This is a genomic window from Microcoleus sp. Pol10D4 (genome assembly GCF_036701555.1).
Lineage (GTDB): Bacteria > Cyanobacteriota > Cyanobacteriia > Cyanobacteriales > Microcoleaceae > Microcoleus.
In genome coordinates this window covers 1-19,506 of record NZ_JAUBRA010000065.1, presented here as the reverse complement: position 1 = coordinate 19,506, position 19,506 = coordinate 1, and the positions used below count along the sequence as shown (strand labels likewise).

General features: G+C 41.2%; 12 protein-coding genes. 6 read left to right on the top strand and 6 right to left on the bottom strand.

The genetic code is table 11. The features are described from left to right. Positions 1-16 precede the first annotated feature (16 nt). The 5 genes from QUA36_RS24940 to QUA36_RS24920 are packed head-to-tail and all read left to right on the top strand — an operon-like array spanning position 17 to position 12,433. The gene (locus tag QUA36_RS24940; protein WP_333459444.1) at positions 17-3,142 is read left to right on the top strand and encodes an SNF2-related protein; all 3,126 of its coding nucleotides are present in this window, start codon (positions 17-19) and stop codon (positions 3,140-3,142) included. Between the two features lies 1 nt (position 3,143). Beyond that, positions 3,144-6,350, top strand: coding sequence for a sacsin N-terminal ATP-binding-like domain-containing protein (locus tag QUA36_RS24935; protein ID WP_333459443.1), 3,207 nt, complete (start codon positions 3,144-3,146; stop codon positions 6,348-6,350). A 57-nt stretch (positions 6,351-6,407) separates the two neighbouring features. Then, positions 6,408-10,370: a DISARM system helicase DrmA gene (gene drmA, locus QUA36_RS24930; protein WP_333459442.1), complete on the top strand. Its 3,963-nt coding sequence runs from the start codon at positions 6,408-6,410 to the stop codon at positions 10,368-10,370. Between the two features lie 3 nt (positions 10,371-10,373). Then, entirely contained in the window at positions 10,374-12,203 is a 1,830-nt protein-coding gene (locus QUA36_RS24925) for a DUF1998 domain-containing protein (protein ID WP_333459441.1), read from the top strand. Then, positions 12,200-12,433 carry a hypothetical protein gene (locus QUA36_RS24920; protein WP_333459440.1) on the top strand — a complete coding sequence of 78 codons (234 nt, stop codon included), beginning with the start codon at positions 12,200-12,202 and terminating at the stop codon, positions 12,431-12,433. The genes QUA36_RS24925 and QUA36_RS24920 overlap by 4 nt, the downstream gene beginning before the upstream one ends. 5 nt (positions 12,434-12,438) lie before the next feature. Here QUA36_RS24920 and QUA36_RS24915 read toward each other — a convergent pair whose 3' ends face one another. Further along, a complete protein-coding gene (locus QUA36_RS24915; protein WP_333459439.1) occupies positions 12,439-13,665 on the bottom strand; it encodes a DNA cytosine methyltransferase in 1,227 nt (408 codons plus the stop codon). Positions 13,666-14,283: 618 nt separating this feature from the next. Here QUA36_RS24915 and QUA36_RS24910 point away from each other — a divergent pair. Further along, positions 14,284-14,496, top strand: a complete 213-nt coding sequence (locus tag QUA36_RS24910; RefSeq protein ID WP_333459438.1) for a hypothetical protein — start codon at positions 14,284-14,286, stop codon at positions 14,494-14,496. Between the two features lie 114 nt (positions 14,497-14,610). Here QUA36_RS24910 and QUA36_RS24905 read toward each other — a convergent pair whose 3' ends face one another. The 5 genes from QUA36_RS24905 to ltrA form a co-directional block, all read right to left on the bottom strand. Further along, positions 14,611-15,174: a thermonuclease family protein gene (locus tag QUA36_RS24905; protein ID WP_333459437.1), complete on the bottom strand. Its 564-nt coding sequence runs from the start codon at positions 15,172-15,174 to the stop codon at positions 14,611-14,613. Beyond that, positions 15,175-15,435 carry a hypothetical protein gene (locus QUA36_RS24900; RefSeq protein ID WP_333459436.1) on the bottom strand — a complete coding sequence of 87 codons (261 nt, stop codon included), beginning with the start codon at positions 15,433-15,435 and terminating at the stop codon, positions 15,175-15,177. A gap of 63 nt (positions 15,436-15,498) precedes the next feature. Continuing rightward, positions 15,499-16,728 carry a transposase gene (locus QUA36_RS24895; protein WP_333459435.1) on the bottom strand — a complete coding sequence of 410 codons (1,230 nt, stop codon included), beginning with the start codon at positions 16,726-16,728 and terminating at the stop codon, positions 15,499-15,501. After that, positions 16,694-16,876: a hypothetical protein gene (locus QUA36_RS24890; RefSeq protein ID WP_333459434.1), complete on the bottom strand. Its 183-nt coding sequence runs from the start codon at positions 16,874-16,876 to the stop codon at positions 16,694-16,696. The genes QUA36_RS24895 and QUA36_RS24890 overlap by 35 nt, the downstream gene beginning before the upstream one ends. 53 nt (positions 16,877-16,929) lie before the next feature. Then, positions 16,930-18,651, bottom strand: a complete 1,722-nt coding sequence (gene ltrA, locus QUA36_RS24885) for a group II intron reverse transcriptase/maturase (RefSeq protein WP_333459433.1) — start codon at positions 18,649-18,651, stop codon at positions 16,930-16,932. Positions 18,652-19,506 lie beyond the last annotated feature (855 nt).

Here is a 19,506-nt window from a genome sequence, read left to right as displayed (position 1 = left end):
CACCCCTGCCATAAGGATGCAACCACTCTTCAATCTGGGAAAACTTGTATGCTTACGTGCTGACCCATCAAGATCCGGTCCCGTAATCGAGATTCTTCCTCCTGCTGGGGGACAAGCGCGTTATCGAGTTTTCCATTCCGCCACCCAAATTCTGGAATACCATGAGGAGCAACTGGTTGACGCTGAAGCGACCACAGGATCTGCTGGATTATTGGAAACGCTGAAAGCAGGAGGGGGACTGGATGTAGACAGCTTTCATGCCAGACTAACCGCAGCTCGGCTTTCTAATCCACAAAGTGATAATCTCTATGCTCTCCAATCAGCACGCATCCAGTTCATCCCGTTCCAATTTAAACCTTTACTGCGTTTTCTCCGTGCTGACCAGCCCCGGTTACTAATTGCTGATGAGGTTGGTGTTGGGAAAACTATTGAAGCGGGTTTGATTCTGCGAGAACTCCAAACCCGTCAACACTTAGACAATATTCTAATTGTTTGTCCCAAAGCCCTAGTTTCTAAATGGCGTGCGGAAATGCGGCGTTTTGATGAAGATTTTCGACCCCTGACTTCAGAAACTCTTTCATACTGTCTGCGGGAGACTCATTTAGATGGTGTTTGGCCCCCGCAATATTCACGCGCTATAGTTCATCTGGAACTTCTCAGAATTGATAAATACCGCATGGGAATGAAGGGACGTCGCCCTAGCCCTGGATTGATGACACTTAACCCATCCCCGCGCTTTAGCTTGGTTATTGTTGATGAAGCCCACCACCTCAGAAATCCAGGGACTAGCTCCCATCAGACAATTGAATTTCTCTGCGAAATCAGCGAAGCGGTAGTATTTCTCTCTGCTACTCCCTTACATCTTGGTAATCGCAACCTCTACACATTACTCAATCTGCTACGCCCAGACCTGTTTCTTGATCATACCGTGTTTAACGAGATGGTGGAACCCAATCAGCATCTCAATCAAGCCATCCGACATATTCGCAGTCGCTCTCCCCAAGGCGCTTGGCAAACGGCAACACTCGACGCGCTACGAAATGCAGCAACAACAACTTGGGGTAGGCAGGTACTAAGCCAAGATCCGCGATTTACTGATTGGTGTCAAAAGTTTCAGGATAGTGTAACTTTGAACGATGCAGACCGAATTAACTGTCTGCGGGATCTAGAGGAGGTGCATTCGCTGGCTCTTGTAATGAATCGTACCCGTAGACGGGACATCGGGAAATTTACGATTCGTGAGCCACACACTATTTCTGTGCGGTTTACACCAGAACAGGAAGAGTTCTATCAAGGGTTAATTGAGTTCCGTCAAGAAATGCTTTCACTGGACTATGAAGAACAAGTAATCCGCTTGATCACAGATACTTTGGAACGTCAGGCAGCGAGTTGCTTACCAGCCCTTATACCTACGCTTAATAGATTCATCCAAACTGGCAAATTTGCATCTTCTGATATTAGTGACGACATTGACACAGAGGAAGAGGATGCTAAACTTCTCCCCTATTTACTGGAGAAAGCTAAGAACCTCCGTAAGCTAGCTGCTGCTTTACCAGCAGATGACCCAAAGTTAGAGCAGTTATTAAAAATTATTGAGGAAACGCTACTGGGTGATGGTTCTGGTAAAATCTTAATTTTCTCGTTCTTTTTGCATACCTTAGCTTATCTGCAAAAACAATTACAAGCTGCTGGTTATAGAGTAGAGCTAATTACTGGAAAGGTGGAAGATGCAGACAGAGAACACTTACGAGAGCGATTCCGCTTACCCCGCGACAACTCAGATGCACTCGATATCCTCTTATCTTCTGAGGTTGGTTGCGAAGGGCTAGATTATGAATTTTGCGATCGCTTGGTAAATTACGATATCCCCTGGAATCCTATGCGGATTGAACAACGCATTGGACGAATTGACCGCTTTGGTCAGCAAAGCGATAAGGTACTCATATTTAATTTTGTCACACCAGGTACTGTTGAAGAGCGCATTTTCTTCCGTTGCTTTGAACGCTTGGGCATCTTTCAAGACACAATAGGGGATTTAGAGGAAGTGCTGGGAGATGTTGTACAAGATTTAACTCGTGTAGCACTTGACCCTAATCTCAGTCCCGAACAAGCTGAACAGAAAGCACAACAAATGGCAGATAATGCACTCCGCCTAGCAGAAGAACAGCATCGGCTCGAAGCAGAAGGTGGTTCATTCTTGGGGCTGGATGAGGGGTTTACTGCGGATATTGACTCTGTAGTTGCTGAAGGCAAATTTGTTTCTGCTGATGATTTACGCCAGATGATTGAAATGTTCTTGCAACTGCCGACGCTGGGAGGACATATTACCGCTGATAGTAAGCATTCTGGAGTGCATCGACTACGGCTGAATAAAGACGGAAGGGGAGAACTGCTAAAAAAATTGCGTTCCCTCAACCTTAAGCAGTCAGATCGTTCTACACTTGCTTTCACTCGATGGCTGGAAGGCAACGAGCCGCATTGGCCACTTACCTTTGATCAGAAAATGGCTCTCGAACAGAGGGAGATTCCATTTATCACGCCAATTCATCCTCTAGCACGGGTGGCTATTTCTCATTGGGCGACTATAGATGAGCCACTCGTCACGCAAGTTGCTATTTATGATAATACCGTGCCACCAGGACAGTACCTTTTTGTTTGTGATCTCTGGGAAACGGTAGCTGTGCGCCCAGAAGTCCGACTTGTAGGAAATGCTTGGAACCTTGATAAATTGTGTGTTGCACCTGAAGTTTCAGCAGCCCTAGTGCGATTGTTGAGCCACGCTATACAACCAGCAGAATATATTAACTTCCCGAATTCATTAGTCGATACTGCTATTCAACAGCTTGAAGAAACTGTACACCAGTATCGCTTAGACGAACTTGATAAGTTACGAGATAAAAACAAAACACTGTTAAATCGTAAAATCGTTAGTCTTGATGCTTATTACAAAAATCGCATTCAGCGCCTAGAAAATGAACTAAATCAGGCTAAAGAAGAGCGGATTATCCGGATGAAAGAGTCGGAGCGATCGCGTATTCAACGAGATTACGAAAGCAAGCGTTCTGATCTAGAAAATCGCCGTGAAGCAGACATTATAACTCAGCGGGTTGCGGTAGGAATTTTAATAATAAAGGATAAATAATATGCCTAGTAACTATACCGAAATTAAACAGCACAATGTCATTGGCTATGGGACAAATTTCAAAAAAATTGGAGAATTTTTAGCTAAAAAACTCTACAACGACCAAACTCACTTTATTTATGAGCTATTGCAAAATACTGAAGATGCACTTTCGCGCCAAAATCAAAATGATCAAAATTCTAAGTTTCCTAAAAGTATTACGTTTCGGCTTTACTCTGACCATTTAGAGGTAAGCCACTTTGGAAAGCCCTTCGATGAAGCTGATGTTCGTGGTATTTGCAATATACTTGAAGGAACTAAGCAGGATGATGAGAAACAAATTGGTAAGTTTGGTATTGGTTTCCAATCAGTTTATGCTTTTACTTCGTCTCCAGAAATTTATTCAGGTAGCGAACATTTTAAAATAGAGGAGTACATCTATCCTTGTTCAATCAATCCTCGGGAACTTTTACCAGGAGAAACAGTTTTTATTTTTCCGTTCAATCATAAATCCGAGTTACAAAAAAATACATTTGACCGAATTCTTAATAAACTTGATTCACTTAAACCTTCCATATTACTATTCCTGTGCCACATTGAAGAAATTTCATGGAATAATGTGGAAGGCGGTTCAACAATAACTTATCGACGAGAAATGCAGCGTATTGATTCTAACTGTAAGAAAGTTATAGTTATCGGTAAAGGTCGGAAAGAATGGCTTGTCTTTGATAAACCAGTTGAAGGTCACTCAAACCTTAAAGTTGAAATAGCATTTCTTTTGAGCAAAGATAAGCAGACAGGTAAAGAACAGATAATTTCTGTAGGTAGTTCACCCTTAGTCGTTTTTCTACCAACAGAAATAGAAACCAATCTCCAATTTCTTGTACAAGGTCCATATCACACCACACCAGCCCGCGACAATATTAGACGAGACGATATTTTTAATCAATCACTAATTGAGCATACTGCTGCATTAGTAGCAGAAGTGCTTCCACTAATTCGTGATATGGGGTTATTAACAGTCAATAGCTTGAATGTACTCCCAATACGTAAATCCGATTTTGAGAAGAATCCTATTTTTAGTCTAGTGTTTGAAGAGGTACGTCAGGCTTTCAGAGAAAAAGCTCTTCTTCCTACTATCCTTGACGATCAATATGTTCCAGCCGGACAAGCAAAGTTAGCCCGCAGTAAAGATTTCCGCCAACTACTTTCAGAAACTCAATTACAACAGCTTTATGGTAGCACTTGCACATGGCTTTCTGATGAAATTACTCAAGGACGAACTCCCGATATTCACAAATATATTACAGAAGAACTGGATGTTCAAGAAATAGAACCAGAGGATTTTGCTCGTAAATTTAATAAGCTTTTTATAGAACAGCAATCTGATGGCTGGGTTGCTCGTTTCTATGCTTTTCTTTATAAACAAGAAGCACTTTGGAGAGCAGGTGATGGAATTCTACGGAACAAACCATTTATCCGATTGCAAGATGCTACTCATGTAGAACCATTTCGCAATGATGGATTACCAAATGCTTACCTTTCACTATCATCAGGCGATGAAACAGATTTTTTTATTGTTAAAAGAGAAATCTTAGAAAACAAGTTAGTGGGAAGAAATTCTCTCAGGTTTCTCATACAACTTGGACTTTCTCAACCTGATATTGTAGCAGAAGTAATGGAGAAAATTATTCCCAAATATCAGAAAAGCAACGTGCATCAAATAGAGAAAGGTGAACATGAGCGTGATATTGATAAGATACTTCTAGCGTTAAAATCTGTTTTTGAATCAGGTAATAAAAGTAAAACGGATATAGTCACCAAAAAAGAACAGTTAGTTACCAAACTTAAGGAAACCCCATTCCTGCGTGCTATCAACGCAGGAGAAGGTCGTCAGGCATATAAGCATCCAAGGGACATATACTTCTGGTCTTCAGATTTGGAACTTTATTTTAAAGGAAATCCCAGTGCTTGGTTTTTAAATGATACTTGTAATGAGCAAGACCATTACTATTTGGAAATTATAGGAGTAAGTAAAAAAGTAAAGGTATTTTGCAAAAAACCTGATGCTGCGGGAAGCATAATTATTTCTAGTTCTAGAGGTGATCACCAACGAGGTCTTAATGGTTTCGATCCTAAATGTGAAATCGATGGATTGAAATATGCTTTAGAAAATCCAACTTACGGAAAAGCAATTTATATTTGGAATGAGTTATTGTTGCATAATGTTCAACACATATATGGGGAAATTCAAGTAGCTAGTAATAAAGACTTCAAAAATCCTCAGCTTCCCATAAAAAAGGTATCAATAATTGGTAATCTTGCTCGTAACACAGCTTGGCTTCCAGATAAAAACGGTAACTTTTATAAGCCATGTGATTTACCTGTTGACGCTTTAACTGAAGATTTTATCCTGAAACAAAATCTAGCAAATCGCCTTGGTATGAAGCTTAAATCTAGCGAAGACCTAACAAAAAAGTTGAATGAAGAATACAAACAAGTATTAGGAAGTAAGAAGGTAACGCAAGAATATATAGATTTTGTATTAAGGAATATAGAACCTATTGAAAAACTTAGGATGAAGGGACTAATATTTAGCTCTAAATATGAAGAAGATTCAGAAAATGAAGGAAATACACAATCTGTAGATTCGATTAATTTCAGGAAGGAACTTATACAAACATTTACACAATTAGGCTCTATTGAATTAGACAGAGATAATGAGTTACTAGCTGCTAACCCCAGTAATCCAGAGCGATATCTTAAAGGAGCAGAAGCGAATATTATTAGTAATCAAGAGAACGAACCACCAGTTCAGGAACGCTTCAAGAAAGTTCCAACAAAAAAGTGGGAGTCTAAGAATAATGAAGTGCGAATCTTTTTAAAGGAGGAGTATAAGGGGAAATGTCAAATTTGCGACTATACTTTTCCAAAACGCAATAGTCAACCTTATTTTGAAGGATTATACTTAGTTTCCCAAACTCGTGCTAGGTGGATTGATGATCGGGGCAATGTACTATGTTTATGTGCTAATTGCTGTGCCAAATTTAAACAAGGTTCAATAGGAGCAGAGGATATTTTAGAGCAGATAGAGGAAGAAGTTGAGAAATCAAATCCTGTATTGCATATCCAACTTTGTGGAGAAGATGTAAATATTCGGTTTAGTAAAAAGCACATAATTTATCTTCAAGCATTATTGAATGCCTCTTCCCAAAATGATAGCCATTGATTGTTAAGTTGTTGTGTATTTTATATGGTAAGGTGAATTATGTCAGTCAGAACAGAATTGCTAATTAATCTCAGACAGGAAGTTCTCGGACCTAGAGAGTCTTGCTTTGAGGTACTGCCTAGTCAACAAGATCCACGCAATGAATTTATAACTGGTGTCCTTATTCCCAGAGATGCCAGCGATGAAGATGCCAAAGAGATTGAGGGGGAAGCAGAAATATTAGGGACTGGAATGGACGACTATGGCGAGGATGAATCAGATCAAGATAGTCCTGTAGCCGCTGCTGCACCCGTCTTAGACCCAAAATCACAACCTCGTTCTTTAGGCATTTCTTTTATTGTTAGTGCTACAAAAGAGATTGAACCAACAATAGAAATTTGTGCAACTTGGGCGCGGTATCGTTCTGAGAGAAATCCCCAAGGAAATCAGGTTTTTAAGCGAATTCCCAATGTTTATATCACCCCTGAACCGATTTCCGTCACAAACAACTTAACCATCTCCGAAACTGACCAAGTTAAAATCACAATTCGCAGTGTTCTTCGTTCTGATAACACCTACAAAGTCTCAATTTACTTAGTCAATGAAACTTCTCTGATTGATCCACTGAGTGAGTCAGGAAAGAGACGGTTTGAGACTGACGACATGATTTTTCAACCTCAAATTCGGGTTGTGACTGGAGAAAATACCAAGCTGTTGCCTTTTGATAGTTTCCAGCCTTCTCGTGAGACTCCAGAAATAGGAAGTCTTCAGGAAGAAGACGAGTCATTGGAATTAATATATCGGGAATATCTTGCGTATGCGCGGGGTCATTTGTGTGCAGCAATTTGGAAAGAAATAGACCCTGAGCGGCCATGTCAAGGAGAAAATTTATTAAAATGGATTGATGGTTTTTTAGTCCAGTCTAAGTATGGAGAACAGCAACTACAGAAGTTTAGTCTACCAGATTGTAGAACAGAATATGTGCCTTGCTACCCAGTTCAATCACCTGCAATTGATTGGGAATCTGAAATAGAACAAACTCCAGACCTGAATACCGCTACCTTAGCACAAGCTTGGAATCCAACAGCAATACGTCAAGCACTACAGCCTCTTGTTGATGGTTATACAACTTGGATTAATCAACAACAAACTACAGTCAGTCAATTAGATCCTAAATATTATCGAGCCGCTAATCGACATCTGGAAAACTGTCGCATAACTCAGCAGCGAATACAAGAATCCATTGAGTTAATTAGTCAAAATGAAGAAGTAAGATTGGCTTTTTGTTTTGCAAATAAAGCGATTAATCTTCAGGCATCTTGGAGAAGACCAGGACATGATTTTACCTGGAGACCTTTCCAGTTAGCATTTATTCTCATGAATATCCCGGCGATCGCTAATCCTTTACATCCAGATCGCCAGACTTGCGACTTACTAGCTTTCCCTACAGGTGGGGGAAAAACGGAGGCATATTTGGGATTAGCTGCTTTCACACTAGGATTGAGAAGATTACGCTCTGGTAAAGATTCTTCTAAAGATCCAACTGGACAGGGTGTTAGTGTAATTTCTAGGTATACCCTGAGACTGTTAACAATTCAACAATTTCGTCGCGCTTTAGGCTTAATTGTTGCCTCCGAAGTGCTGCGAGTTGAAAACTTAGGAATGGGTTCTCCAGTGGGGTGGCGACCGAAGGATTGTCAGCGCAACGACCATCATATTTGGGGAACGACGCGCTTTTCTGTGGGACTGTGGGTTGGTGGTAGCGTAACCCCTAATCGGTTGAAAGATATATACATTCCCAACAGTAATCCTTTGTTAGGTGCTATTTCAGCATTGGAAGGCAAAACAGGAGTAGAAGGCGACCCATCTCAGATTCTTAACTGCCCTTGTTGTGGGTCAATCCTAGCCATACCAAGAGACGGATTACTAGGAGGAAAGACACACACAATTCATCTAGTTATGCAGGGAGTAGTTGCTAAACCATCAATTTCTCATCCCACAGAAAAATGGGAAGAACTTGAATCCGAACCAATTTTTTCTTTTGTTCCTATCGTCAATTCTAATAACTATATAACCCTTTCCCTAAGTCTGAACATCAAAAAAGGATCAAAACTTTCAGTAGGGAAGCTGGAGGGATGGTGGAGAGATAAAATTCAGCCCCAGTTAAACTCTTTAAATTTAGTCCCTTTTAGAATCAGCCGACCTGGATATTTCAAGAGAAGTCATATAGGAACTCGCAAGGGTTCAGAAAATATAGAAAACTTTGAAATTTATTGCGCCAATCCAAATTGTGACCTTAACAACCAAAAAATCTGGAATGAAAAAGTTCCTCTTGAATTTAATAAAAAATGTGATAAACAAACTATTGCTGCTGATAAGTTTGTCTGGGAAAAACCTCTTGAAGCCTTTAAAGCCTACACAAACTTCTCTTCAAGAATTCCAATTTCAGCCTATACAGTTGATGATCAAGTTTATTCCCGTATTCCGTCACTGTTAGTAGCTACAGTTGATAAGTTTGCCCGTTTAGCTTTTGAGCCAAGAGCAAGTGCGCTCTTTGGAAACATCAATCATTACAATAGTAGGTCTGGTTTTTATCGTGATAATGCAGGCTCTAGCGAGCCTAAAAGCCATAATAAAGCTGTCAATCCACTCCTGCCACCTGATCTGATTCTGCAAGATGAACTTCATTTAATAGAAGGTCCACTTGGTAGCATGGTTGGGCTTTATGAAACAGCAGTAGATACCCTATGTGAACGAATGTATCAGGGTCAAATTGTCAGCCCTAAATACATTGCTTCCACAGCAACAGTGCGACAGTCTCAATCGCAAGTACAATGTTTGTTTAACCGCTCTGTTTTTCAATTCCCGCCTCCTGCTTTATCAGCGGACAACAGTTTTTTTGCTCGAACACCAAAAAATGTTCATCCATTAGAGATAGATGCTAATGGCAAGCATCCTAGTGGTCGCCTTTATGTAGCTGTTTGTGCTCCAGGAAAGGGCACTCAAACTCCTATTGTTCGCATCTATTCATCAATGTTTCAAAGCATTTGGCATCTGAAACAGGCAGGATATAGCGATAGTGACTGCGACCCATTTTGGACGTTGGTAGGCTACTTTAATGCAATTCGGGAATTGGCAGGTGCTGTCACACTTTATCGTCAAGACATTCCTGAACGACTGCGGCACAACGCAGACATTATGGAAGTGACCGGACGAGAACTAGAAGAAGCGATTGAACTTTCCAGTCGCATGGATTCTACTGAATTACCTGGTTTACTTAGCAGCCTGTCACTGCCACTACCAGATGCCAGAGATGCTGTTTTGAGTACATCCATGTTTGGGACAGGTGTTGACATTGACCGCTTGGGTTTAATGGTGGTTAATGGTCAGCCAAAAACTACTTCATCTTATATCCAAGCTACAGGTCGTGTAGGTCGTTCAACTGGAGGGCTGGTGATTACTTTCTTCAGAGCCAGTCGTCCCAGAGACTTAGATCATTACGAATTTTTCACTGGCTACCATAGGGCGATTTACCGTTATGTGGAGCCGATTACGGTGACTCCCTTTGCCTCTAGAGCTAGAGAACGGGGGATGGGGCCAGTAGCAGTGGCATTACTGCGACAAGCTAGAACAATTCAGGGAGTAAACGTTGTATCTCAATGGGCGGCTGATGCTTGCCACATTGGAAATGCTCGTAACTCAACTGAGTTGGGATGTATCACCGAAGTTATTAAAAGGCGATCGCAAATTCAGCTAGAAACCAGAAGACCACCAGAAGACCAAGTTAATCGGGAGGCGCAAGGAGGATTTGACCGATGGGAAACTACTGCACAACAAGAAAATAATTTAGTTTATGTAGAGTACGCAATTAACAAACCTCCTACAAAGTCTGTTGTATTAGGAGATGAGCAACATCAACAACAAGGTTTTGCATTTGTCTTTCGCAACTCTCCCCAGTCTTTGCGTGAAGTTGAGTCTATGACGCGCTTTGGCTCTATTTCAATAAATCAGCAAAATCAAGCCAATCAAGGAAAAAGTTAAATTATGGCAAGTAAAGGTCAATCTTTGCGTCCTTCACAATACATCACTACCTTTGGACCAGGTAGTATTCTAGAAACACCAGATGGTCCGGTGGTGATTGCAGCACCCAGCCAATCCAAATTATTTGATAACGGGCGCAGACCGGAAGATTATGAAATCACAGACTTGAGGCTATCCCAAACCTTACTCAATAGCAATAAAATTTTTTATATTCCTTCCAATGCTGAGTTAGGAAAACCTGAGAGCATTCCAGTTTACCAAACTTACCATTTTCCCACTTGGTCTTTATGTACAAAACATGGGATTCTCTATCAACAGAAAGTACGTGAAACAATTGGTTGTCCCAGTTGTGGACAACTACAAGATTCCTATAAGGCTTGGGATAAATCTCGTGAGGAAGCAGTCAGATTTGTTCTAGCTTGTTCTCATGGACATCTCAATGAAGTCCCGTGGCGCTCACTGATAAAACATAAACGCGAATGTCAGGGAGCAGACTTTTACAAATGGGAAGGGGGTGGAGGTGCAATCAGAAATATTCAGATTATCTGTCCCAATTGTAGCGGATCAGAAAATTTTGGCAAAGCTTACTCTAGAGAGTTTCAATGTAGTGGTAGATTTCCAGAACGAAGAGAAGATCCAGTAGGATGTGAGAAACGAGCCAAAATTATTCAGCGTGGTGCTGCTAATTTAAGGGTATCTGAACTCCGCACTGCCCTAACAATTCCACCACTGGATACCGCTCTACATCGGTTGCTACAAGGTCGTGCCATCCTTGCTGCTTTGCCTATCAACATAGAATCCAAATCTCAAATTGTCCAGATGTTGGATACTTTGGTGGCAAGACGACTTTTAGACCCAACATCTGCTGAAACTATTAAGCGATACAGTGAACGAGAAATCCTTGATGCTGTCAATGATGTTCTTAATGAACAAACAAGACAACACAACGGAACTGAAGAAAACCTGAAACAAGAAGAGTTTAAAAGTTTAAGTAACGCTGCTTGTTATGGCGCTCCACCGCATCGTTCAGATAAACCAGGTGGTCCAAATCAGTTTGAAGTTTACCACGAAAATGTGGGTACATTCACGCTAGATTCAGGCCGAATTTTACGGATTACACCCCTTAGTCGCTTGCGGGTGGTCATGGTACAGGTTGGTTATACACGACCGATTAGTACAGATAAGGATGATCCACAGCCTAAAGTTGTCCCTGTTGAGTATAAACCACCTGATGAAAGTATCGCTTGGCATCCAGGGGTTGAGTTATTTGGTGAAGGTATTTTTTTAGATTTGATATCTACAGAAGAACCAAAAGGCATTTCCGAACATTTTCCTTTAAAAGGGTCGGCTTATAGTCGTTGGTTGTCAGCTTATAACTCGACTGATGGCTACCGAAAAATTAAGGCTATGCCGGGATCTCAAACGAGTTATTTACACCCTGTTTTTGTCTGGTGGCATACACTAAGTCATCGTTTAATTACAGCACTATCAGTGGATTCTGGTTATTCGTCAGCAGCTATTAGGGAACGAGTGTACACCTACACGGAAAATAATAAGACCGTTGGTGGTTTACTACTTTATACAGCCCAATCTGGAGGGGATGGTACATTGGGAGGACTAATTGGTTTAGTGCCTCACTTTGAACGTATTCTTAAGTCGGCCCTACGCAATGTTGATGCTTGCTCTAATGACCCAATTTGTATTGAAGAAGAATTTGGAGAAGATAGAGTTAATGGCTCTGCTTGTTATGCTTGCCAGTTTATTTCTGAAACTTCTTGTGAACACAGAAATACTTTACTTGATAGACAGTTGCTACTAGAAAACTTACCATGACCAATGAAACTGTAGTTACAGGTCTGGCTTGGATGGGTACAGGGGTACGCTCAGTTCAATCAGCATTAAAAGATATGCTCAGAGAAGCTGAACGTGAAATTCTATTGTGTGCATATTCAATTACCGTTGGGGCTGATGAAATTCTTGAAGAATTCGAGGATTGCTTGAAGCGGGGAATCAAATTTCATGGAATTATTAACCGTTGTTTCACAAATAAATACCAAGATTAACTAAACTAATGACCTGCTTTATAAGCCTTTATCTGTTCAACAATAGGTCTGGCTATCGCCTCAGCTAAAAGCGGGGGTACAGAATTACCAACTAATTCAAACATTCTAGTCATAGGTGCATCAAATACAAAGTCATCAGGGAAGCTTTGCAATCTAGCAGCCTCTCTTACAGAAATGCTTCTAGTTTGAGTTGGATGAATATAGGCTAAACAATCTTTTCGCATATGTGCTGTTAATGTCCATGAAGGTTCATTCCATTTCAACCGTTTATATTTATCATCGAAAATATCAGAGCGATAGCGTCTAACAGATTCAGGTAAGTCCTTATATTTACCCCCTTGAGGTAACATTGCAAATATATCTAAATCTTTTTCGTTATGAGCACGACATATATGATTCATAACACCTTCTCCTGGTTGTTTTTTACTTCTCATTTTTTCCTGATATTCTGATTGAGGTTCAAAATTATATGGTGTTTCAATATCCACCTGCTTTGGTCCACTAATTCTACTTATCAAAGCCATAGATATAGCTTGAAGTTCAGGTAAGTCTCCAATAGCATCTCCTACTGAGACGGGATAGACTATATTCTTTTTAGGGAACTCAAAACTCAGGTTGACATCTCTGCGCTTACCAACAATGAACAAACGCTTCCTGACTTGAGGAACACCATAATCAGAAGCAGTTAATACCTTTGGTTCAAAAATATCATAACCTGGATAATTACGTTCGTGAACAGTTAACCCGTTTTTCAAAGAATTAATAATTACAGGAAAAATTTTATTATTTTTTAATGTATTAACATTTTCAATCACAAAAAAAAGAGGTTGGTAATAATTTAATAAATCAACAAATACTTTATATAGGAAATTTCTTGGGTCATTTCGTACTTTCAATTCAGGATTGTTTCCTCTTGCTCTTTCTAAAGACTTCATCTTCCCAATGCCAACAACTGAAAATCCTTGGCATGGTGGTCCTCCAATTAAAATATCAACTTCACCAGGTTGAATTGGAAATTCCAGCATATCAATGGTTCTGATATCTTGAGCATTTAGCTTCAATCTACAGTTCGGAAAATTTCTGTGGTGTGTTCTGATAGCATTTGGATTATTGTCAATTCCTCCCAGAATTTGGCAGCCTGCATTCTGAAAACCTAAACTCATTCCACCTGCACCACAGAATAGGTCTAGGACAGTAATAGCGTAACTTTGGGAGCGAATTATATCCATCATTATTGGAAAACTGTAAAATAATATCTTGATATTATTTTACTATAAAAGGTCGATAAAAAACTTTTTAACAAAATATGCTATCAAGCTTAATAAATAATGGCTTTTTAAAAACTTTTTACAATATTACTAGATTTATCTTCACCTTCATTTCTGACTATTTAATCATCATCTCAGATTTTCTATATAAGTGTACAGTGACTTTTTATTTGACGTGGAGACATATTAGTGCCGTTAAAGAGGCAAAGCTAAATCTGGCTTGCTTTTTTGGCTCAATCTAGCTTGCCAATGCTGATAGTCAAATGCTAGAACGCTCAGCAAACTTTCTCTGTAATCCTGTAAGAGGGAAGGTTTTGCTCAGCGACACAAAATTGTCTCGATGTCATTTAATTAGGCACTGTACACTTGACGCTGGCTCCCGGCAACTGCCACAATCCCCGCTTAGTTTTAGGCTCCAGCTCGTAGCTTTTAGCATCCCTTCAAGGAGGATCAAAGCCAGCGATTTCCCTGTTCCAAAAGCTCAACAGATTTGGTTTTTCTAATGTGTGTAAGGATAGGACGGAGAAGTTAAAATGTATCCAGTGTAATGGTGAACCAATTAAATTAAAAAATCCTTAACTAATGAAAAACAATAAGATTTCCCAATTTATTCAAGCGCTTGCCTTCTTCGAGCTAGAGTTAGAAGAAATGACCGGGAAGCCCGGTTATGAAGATAGAAGAGGCAAAGTGATTGCGGTAAGGAAAAAAGGCGATACATCGCGGATACTGTGCGCTTATTCTAGCTATGACGAATTGTTGGATTGGGCAAAACAACAATTCCGCAACCCTATTTAATGCTTTGGTTGAGGATAATTTCACAGCCGTTTATTACCATTGGAAAGCCGCCACACTTCCTGCCCTGTTCGCTCGCTCCCGACAGGCTTGGTGTATACCCACTGTTGGCGTACATCAGCTCTTATTTTGCTTGCGGTAATCCCACGGTCTTTCGCCACCACCAGGAAGCCGCCACACTCCCAGCTTTTGCGATCGCCCGATATCCTCTGCGGTATCGAATACGTCGCGGTTGTGGCAGTTACCGCTGAATTGCTTGTAGTGGTAAGCGAATCCTGCTTTGAGCATTTCCTCTTGCACCGATTGTTCCCCATCCGGTTTATCTAAGAGCACTTCAGCCACAGTGCGACCGTACTTGTCCCGATCCATTTCGATAACGATAACTTTGTTGAAGGCTTTGGCAATCATGGAACGCAGGTAATCCCTAGATTCGATGCCCAGCGGTTGTTTTGTTTCTGGTGCATCGATGCCGCACAGTCGAATCTTTTGTTCGCGACCATCGCATTGAACTCGAAAGGTATCGCCGTCGTAGATGGAATTGGAAACCACTTGACAGCGTAGGGATTCGGTTTGACTGGGGCGCTTGGCTAATTTTGGTTGGTCGTTGTTGGGTCGCTGGAAGTGGAACCAAATCAAAGCTGCGATGGCTAACAAGGGTAGGGCGTTGAGGAACTTCTGCATTTATTGATTCCCAAACACTCGTTCTATTGCTAAATGCGCCAGTTGTCGGTCAATCCAATTCTGGCAATCTTTAAAGGATTTGGCATCTTTAATCAATACCACTAGAGCTTTGTTGACAACATCTGGCTTGATTTTGAACTCTAAGCTGTCTGCGAGTACCGCTGCTAGTTCGGTTACTGTCATCCCAACTTCTGTCAGAGGAGAAGTTACACCAATAAGTTGCTTTGCAGTCTCTGCTATCCCTCGCAATTCTGGGTACATCGATGCCAGCGAGTTGAATTTGAACTGGGCGATGGCAGAGGCACTCAGTCCGGTCTGATACTTTTAATCCAGACAATCTCCGACAATCGGCGAAAATCTGAATATAGCACACTCATCAGACACGTCTGAGAGCATGGTGGTATCCCACAAAGCTTTGAGGAAAATCCCCAAAGCGCCATTGAAATCGCGGGGTATTTCATAACCGCAATTAGGACATCTAAAAGTTTTAGAGCCACCTAACTTTCTATGAATATGACCGCATTTTGTACAAGTCTTAGAAGTATATTCTTCTGTCACTCTAACCAATCTCGAACCGTAACGGTTACAGAGATGTCCTAAAGTTTGCGAGAACTGATAAAATGCCCAAGTCATCATCGCTCTCGCCGACTTGGAATTAAGTTTGCGGCTACCTCTTGCCACCATTTGAGATGTTTCAAAAGTAGGCAAATAAATAACATCGTAATTCCGCGCTAAGTAACTTGCTACTTGCTTGTGGATTTCAGACCGCAGATTTTTGATTTTAGTTCTGATTTTTTCCATTGCTTGTCTCAGGCGATAGCGCAATCGGGAAAAGTTACCGCCTTTCGAGCGTCCAAGTTTTGACTGCATTTTATCTAAATGCTGGCACAATCTAGCAATTTTCCCAAAATCGTACTTCCCAAATTCAGTAAAAGAATTGCCATCAAATCCAGTTAGAAAACAGCGCAGTCCGGGGTCGAGCGCGATGGTTTTTCCACCGTTTTTAGGCTCCGGGATGTCCATCTCTACGGGCATATTTACGAACCAGCGCCCCTTGTTATAAGTGACTTCTACGGCTTTGTCGTAGTTAATCAAGCAATAATCTTGTCCAGTCCAGAGGGGCTTTTCCAGGTTCTTACTAGCATTAGCCATCAGATGACCATTTTTATAGTCGCCCGGGTCGAACTGAATAGTCTGCTTTTGGGATCGGATTGACCTAAATCGAGCTAACTTCAGTCCGACCAAAGGATTAGGTTTTGCCTCTTTTCCTTTACCTGATTGAGCGGACTGTTTGTCGGTTTTCTTCCAAGCTGTATAAGCCTCGAAAAGGGCGTTGTCCAAACTGTGAGCTATTCCTAAATCTTTGCACCACTCAGGAATTATTTCATAACCCAAAGTTTTACAAAAGCTACGAAATGCTTGCTTGCCTGAAGTTTTTAAGACTGGTTGATTGGTCTTTTTGTCCACAGTATAGTAGGTAAACTTTCCTTGGTTTTGATTCAGATAAGCAATTGCATTGTTATACACTTTTCGATTGGCGTGAATTCTCAGCATCCAGACTTTTTTCGTCTCCCCCTTTGGGTAAACTCGGTACGTCAGAGTCTTCAATGATTTGCTTTTTATACTTTCTGAGTCCGTACAATCGGCAACGGTCGCCGTGGATAATGGCGAGTATGTCGGGTAAGGAGGCATATGTCACCATATCCCCCTCCCCTAAGAACCGTACTTGATACTTACGCATCATACGGCTCAAGCCTATGGCTTTCCAGATTGCTTACCTGTGTGTATGTGTATATGACAGGCTTTGTGTACATGGACGAGATTGACCTCATCTTCTGTACCTCCATCTTTAACTTTCGTTATGTGATGAAGATGTAGTTCTTCTCCGTTGAACAGATTTTCGCCACATACTGGGCATTTCCATTTCTGGTTTTCAGCGACTTTAAAGTATTTGGACTTTTTATCCCATCGAATTTTTCCGGTGGAGGTTCGCCGTTGTTCCCAGTATTTGGCTAGGGTGGGGTCATCGGGTGATGAGGTGTCTTTGACTTTGATATGGCGTATAATTGGTATCTGAGAAATTTTTCTTACAGATACTATTTTGGGTTTTCCATGTCTGTCTGGCACCTCTGTTGTGAAGTTCCATTCCTTCCCTTTTAATTCGCGGAAGTATTTATTCTTCACCCACTCTTTACCCTTTTTCAGGTGTCTCCTGATTGCCCATGCCCACAGCATTTTGTGAACCATGTGGTCAACGTAAGAGAATGTTTCTTTACTCACCCCCGCTCTGTAGTAGTTAGCCCATCCGATTAGCTGTTGATTGAGATGTGTTATTACGACATCTTGTGGAAGGCTTTTATTTACTCTCAACCAGTCACGCAGTTCTTGAAGGAATGCTAAAACTTTTTCCTTTTGAGGTTTGGTTAATAGTTTTCCTTTATACTGTCGTAGATTAAACCCAAGAAAGTTAATTCCTGTACCTATCTCGGCGATAGTGGTTTTGTCTTGGTTTAAAGTCAGTCCTCTTTCTTTCAACCAGTCCTCGACTATAGGCACTACTGCTTTAATATCTTCCTCGGTTCTAGCGGTGATTAGAAAATCATCAGCATATCGGATAAATCCGTATTTTGGTGATTTTACGTTCTCTTGCTGCCCCTGTCTCTTACCACTTTTTCGGATTTGGGTGGATATTTTTGTGTACTTCGTAAGAAGCTTATCCAATCCGTCTAGTGCAATGTTCGCCAGTAGGGGGCTTATTATGCCACCTTGGGGGGTTCCGCTAGTTGTAGGGTTGAATACCTCAGCTTCAACGTAACCTGCCTTTAACCATTGTTTAATTAGCTCTTTTCCTGGAAGCTCTTTGATTGCGTCGAGGATGAAGTCGTGGTTAATGTTGTCAAAAGCTCCTTTGATATCAGCATCAAGAACCCATGTGTCTTTACCTTTTTGTAGACGACTGAAACATTGCTCTATTGCGTCATTGGTACTTCTACCTGGTCTAAAGCCATACGAATTAGCTTCAAACTTAGATTCAAAATGCGGTTCGTAAGAGTTTTTAACTATTGCCTGCAATACTCGGTCTTTGATGGTCGGAATGCCCAAAGGTCTTTTCTTGCCGTCGGATTTAGGTATGTAAACTCTTTTGGTTGGCATTGCCTTCCAAGGAGTATAACTTCCCATTTCTTGGATTAGTTGTACTCTTTGTGCTGGGTCAAGAATTGTCTGGTCATCAATACCTGGCGTTCCCTTCCCCCGATTCTCTTGAGTAACTCGTCTTACAGACAATTGCAGGTTAGAATAACTCCGTAGCATAAGTTTCATAAGGTTTCTAACCTTATTCCACTCTTTGTTCTGGGTTGCCCGATAAATTCGCTGTCTTAGTTTCCTAACATTCTTCTTAATGGACTTCCAGTTAATGTTTGCCCATTCTGAATTGAGTTCCGTGATTCCGATACCATTGCTGGTTCTATCTTCCATCTTGGTTTGGATTCTTTACAGTGTTTTATCGTTTAAGACCAGTTGGAAGTCTGCAATCTTTCGATTCGGGGCAAATTTTGAACCCTTATCTCTTGGATTACACAAGAGCGTTCGCTTTCTCCAACCTCCTTTACCCTCTAGGTTTTCACCTTCCTTGCGGTTGGTTTACTCATAAGGATGAGAACCCATAGGGCTTACCATGTTTCGTGCGTTGAACATTCGTCTCATTTGGGTTCCTTCTATATTCCGGTAGAGGCTTAGTTCTTTCGTAGTTATTGAAGACATCTAACTACCGCTCTACGTACCTTTTGGTTGATGTGTGTCAGCCTGATTTCACATCTTAATGGATAACGGAACTTGGGAAGATTCACTTTCGTTAACCCTCATGAGACTTTCCCTTGCTTGATTTACCCTTTTAGGCTAAGAGTATATTAAGCTTCTGTGCCTTGCTTAATGCCCATTTCATTACTTACTTTGAACACTGGCGGGGTCTCTATGACCCTTTTACATGGGAACAGGAAGAAAGAATTTCCTGGAAGAGAAGGCTCCTCAGTTCTTGTGGAACAGATTCCACTAATCGCACGACTTCATGTCGCACATCTTCAACCATCTCGCGTTCTGGACTAAGTGAACTATTGTTGAGAACCAAAATCTTACACCCGCCCCGCTCCGCAAACCATGAGATAAGATCGAATCCGAACCGACATAATCTATCTTTTGAGGCAACGACAACCATTCCGATGTCGCCTGTGTAAATTTGTTCCAGTAGGGTAATAAGACCGTTAGAGTCGATAGAGGCGTTGCCACCTCTACCTCTCCTTCAGAACCGGACGTGAGACTTTCATCTCATCCGGC

What these genes read in the sequence shown, in the direction of transcription:
- QUA36_RS24890 (WP_333459434.1), bottom strand. Translation starts at nt 16,876, where the DNA reads ATGGTGACATATGCCTCCTTACCCGACATACTCGCCATTATCCACGGC.
- ltrA (WP_333459433.1), bottom strand. Translation starts at nt 18,651, where the DNA reads ATGGAAGATAGAACCAGCAATGGTATCGGAATCACGGAACTCAATTCA.
- QUA36_RS24925 (WP_333459441.1), top strand. Translation starts at nt 10,374, where the DNA reads ATGGCAAGTAAAGGTCAATCTTTGCGTCCTTCACAATACATCACTACC.
- QUA36_RS24895 (WP_333459435.1), bottom strand. Translation starts at nt 16,728, where the DNA reads ATGCTGAGAATTCACGCCAATCGAAAAGTGTATAACAATGCAATTGCT.
- QUA36_RS24915 (WP_333459439.1), bottom strand. Translation starts at nt 13,665, where the DNA reads ATGATGGATATAATTCGCTCCCAAAGTTACGCTATTACTGTCCTAGAC.
- QUA36_RS24920 (WP_333459440.1), top strand. Translation starts at nt 12,200, where the DNA reads ATGACCAATGAAACTGTAGTTACAGGTCTGGCTTGGATGGGTACAGGG.
- QUA36_RS24910 (WP_333459438.1), top strand. Translation starts at nt 14,284, where the DNA reads ATGAAAAACAATAAGATTTCCCAATTTATTCAAGCGCTTGCCTTCTTC.
- QUA36_RS24935 (WP_333459443.1), top strand. Translation starts at nt 3,144, where the DNA reads ATGCCTAGTAACTATACCGAAATTAAACAGCACAATGTCATTGGCTAT.
- QUA36_RS24900 (WP_333459436.1), bottom strand. Translation starts at nt 15,435, where the DNA reads ATGTACCCAGAATTGCGAGGGATAGCAGAGACTGCAAAGCAACTTATT.
- QUA36_RS24940 (WP_333459444.1), top strand. Translation starts at nt 17, where the DNA reads ATGCAACCACTCTTCAATCTGGGAAAACTTGTATGCTTACGTGCTGAC.
- QUA36_RS24905 (WP_333459437.1), bottom strand. Translation starts at nt 15,174, where the DNA reads ATGCAGAAGTTCCTCAACGCCCTACCCTTGTTAGCCATCGCAGCTTTG.